The organism is Marinospirillum sp., assembly GCF_014859565.1.
In genome coordinates this window covers 1-3231 of record NZ_JACUUA010000312.1, presented here as the reverse complement: position 1 = coordinate 3231, position 3231 = coordinate 1, and the positions used below count along the sequence as shown (strand labels likewise).

At 47.5% G+C, this 3231-nt stretch carries 3 protein-coding genes; all 3 read left to right on the top strand.

The annotated features are described in order from the left end of the window. Nucleotides 1-179 precede the first annotated feature (179 nt). Entirely contained in the window at nt 180-1250 is a 1071-nt protein-coding gene (gene rfbG, locus IBX50_RS18870; RefSeq protein WP_292257947.1) for a CDP-glucose 4,6-dehydratase, read from the top strand. Between the two features lie 12 nt (nt 1251-1262). Beyond that, entirely contained in the window at nt 1263-2576 is a 1314-nt protein-coding gene (gene rfbH, locus IBX50_RS18865; protein WP_292257946.1) for a lipopolysaccharide biosynthesis protein RfbH, read from the top strand. Further along, nucleotides 2576-3231: NAD-dependent epimerase/dehydratase family protein (locus tag IBX50_RS18860; RefSeq protein WP_292257945.1), on the top strand; the 656-nt coding region annotated here is incomplete at its 3' end. The genes rfbH and IBX50_RS18860, both read left to right, overlap by 1 nt.

The window sequence follows — 3231 nt, the reverse complement described above, 5'->3', positions numbered from 1 at the left end:
AAAGATGATGCCACGGTATGGGAGCAAGAACCGCTGATGAAACTGGCCGAGGATGGAGAGCTGATGGCCTATGAACATCATGGCTTCTGGCAGCCGATGGATACCTTACGTGACAAACATCTGCTGGAAGAATTGTGGGAGAGCGGCAAAGCACCCTGGAAAACCTGGGAGTAATACAGATGCTTACCTCCGTTGACCCAACTTTTTGGAAGGGAAAGAAAGTATTTCTTACCGGCCATACAGGGTTTAAAGGCAGCTGGTTGTCACTCTGGCTACAAAGCATGGGAGCAAAAGTCAAAGGTTTTGCCCTTGAGCCACCCACAACACCTTCTCTATTTATCGAGGCTCGCGTCGCGGAAGGAATGGAATCAGAAATCGGGGATATTCGCGATCTGAACGTGATTACTGCAAGCATGACGGCATTCAACCCGGACATCCTGATTCACATGGCTGCACAACCTTTAGTGCGCCTTTCCTACCGCGAGCCGGTTGAAACCTACACCACCAATGTTATGGGAACGGTACACGTACTGGAGGCAGGGCGTCAGTGCAGCAATCTCAAAGCCATCGTTAACGTCACCACAGACAAGTGTTATGAGAACCAGGAGTGGGTATGGGGCTACCGTGAAAACGAACCCATGGGTGGTCATGACCCCTATAGCAATAGCAAGGGTTGTGCCGAGCTGGTTACCTCTGCCTACCGTAACTCCTTTTTTAACACTGCTGATACAGCAGCATTAGCCTCAGCGAGAGCAGGTAACGTGATTGGCGGGGGTGATTGGGCAGAAGATCGACTGATTCCAGATATACTCAGAGCCTTTGAAAAGCAACAATCTGTTGTGATCCGGAATCCTCTGGCAACACGGCCCTGGCAACATGTTCTGGAGCCACTTAGCGGCTATTTGATACTTGCAGAAAAGCTCTATACCGATGGGTGTGGCTTTGCGGAAGGATGGAACTTTGGCCCTCGAGATGAAGATGTGCAGCCGGTCGAGTGGATACTGAACCACATGGTTGAACATTGGGGGCAAGGCGTGAGCTGGCAACTGGATAAAAACCCCCAGCCACATGAAGCGCAACTTTTAAAACTGGATATCAGTAAAGCAGCAGCAAAACTGAAATGGCAGCCTCGTTGGTCACTAGCGCACACGTTAGATACCATTGTGGACTGGCATCAAGGCTGGCTTAAAGATTCAGATATGCAGCAGCAAACACTCAAACAAATTGAACAATATCAGTCACCCCTTTGAAATAGGTTAGTTATGACACCTAAAACACTCCGCCATGAAATCAGTAAACTGGTTGAACAATACGCAAATGCAGCTTTGGCACCTAAAACTTTCGTACCAGGAGAGAGTGTTATTCCTCCATCCGGTAAAGTCATCGGTGCAAAAGAACTGCAACTGATGGTAGAAGCCTCACTTGACGGGTGGCTGACAACAGGCCGCTTTAACGCTGAGTTTGAAAAGAAATTAGCCGAATTTATTGGCGTCAAATACCTCATTACTGTTAACTCCGGATCATCTGCTAACCTAGTGGCGTTCAGTGCCCTTACCTCACCTAAGCTAGGTGAGCGTGCCATTAAAAAAGGTGATGAAGTGATTGGCGTAGCGGCTGGTTTCCCAACCACTGTGAACCCTATTGTGCAATTTGGTGCTGTACCCGTGTTTGTTGATGTAGATATGCAAACCCACAACATCAACGCAGACTTGATTGAAGCGGCCATTACACCAAAAACCAAAGCCATTATGCTGGCACACACATTGGGTAACCCGTTCAATCTGGCGAAAGTAAAAGCTCTATGTGAAAAATATAATCTGTGGTTAGTAGAAGACTGCTGTGATGCCTTGGGCGCAACCTTTGATGGCAAAATGGTCGGCACCTGGGGCGATATCGCCACTCTCAGTTTTTATCCGGCGCACCACATCACCATGGGCGAAGGCGGTGCCGTATTCACCAACAACCCGACCCTGAAAGTGATTGCCGAGTCCTTCCGCGACTGGGGCCGTGACTGCTACTGTGCACCAGGGTGTGACGATACCTGCGGTAACCGTTTTGGCCAGCAGTTTGGCTCCTTGCCACAAGGCTACGATCACAAGTACGTTTATGCCCATTTAGGTTACAACCTCAAAATTACCGATATGCAGGCAGCCTGTGGTTTAGCACAGTTGGAACGTGCACCTGAATTCATTGCTACACGCAAGCGTAACTATCAGCTACTTAAAAAACGTTTGGACAGCCTGGCTGACTTCCTTGAAGTTGCAGAAGCAACACCCAACAGCGACCCTTCATGGTTTGGATTCCCAATTACACTAAAAGAAAGCAGCGGAGTAAAACGGGTAGATCTGTTGAAATACCTCGATCAGCACAAAATTGGTACTCGTTTACTGTTTGCCGGTAACCTGACACGCCAGCCTTATTTCCAGAACATTGAGTACCGGGTAGTAGGTGAATTAACCAATACAGACCGCACCATGAACCAGACCTTCTGGCTGGGCGTTCAGCCGTCACTCGGTCAGGAACACTTCGAGTTTGTGGCGGAAAAACTGGAAGAATTCTTCGGATTAAACTTCTGATGCAGCACGTATTACTGACCGGTGCGACTGGATTTTTAGGAAGTCACTTGTTAGAGGCCCTGCTTAAGCATGGCTATAAGGTGACTATTTTGAAAAGGTCAACGTCGGATACCTGGCGTATTAAACATCTGCTTGAGCAGGTCAGTGCTTTCAATGTGGACGAGGTAGCCATTGAAGAGGCGTTTAAGGCTGATAAAGTGGATGCGGTTATTCACACCGCTTGTAGTTACGGTCGTCATGGGCAAAGTGCACATGAAGTTGTAGAAAGTAATTTACTTTTCGGTTTAAAAGTACTTGACGCTGCTACCTTCTTTAACACAGACACCTTCTTTAACACAGACACCTTCTTTAACACAGACACCTTATTACCCAAATACCTGAATGCCTATTCACTTTCAAAAAAACATTTTGCTGAATGGCTCAAACAGCGTAGTCAGGTAATCAAAGTGGTTAACTTGAAACTGGAGCACATGTATGGGCCAAAAGACGATCAAACAAAGTTTGTCCCTTGGCTGATTGGGCAGCTAGAAAAAGGTGTCAGCCGTATTCCACTAACGGAAGGGTCCCAACAGCGCGACTTTATCTATATTGACGATGTTGTATCTGCCTATTTGTTGGCGCTTAAAAAAGCTGACCAGCTACCGGAATATACTGA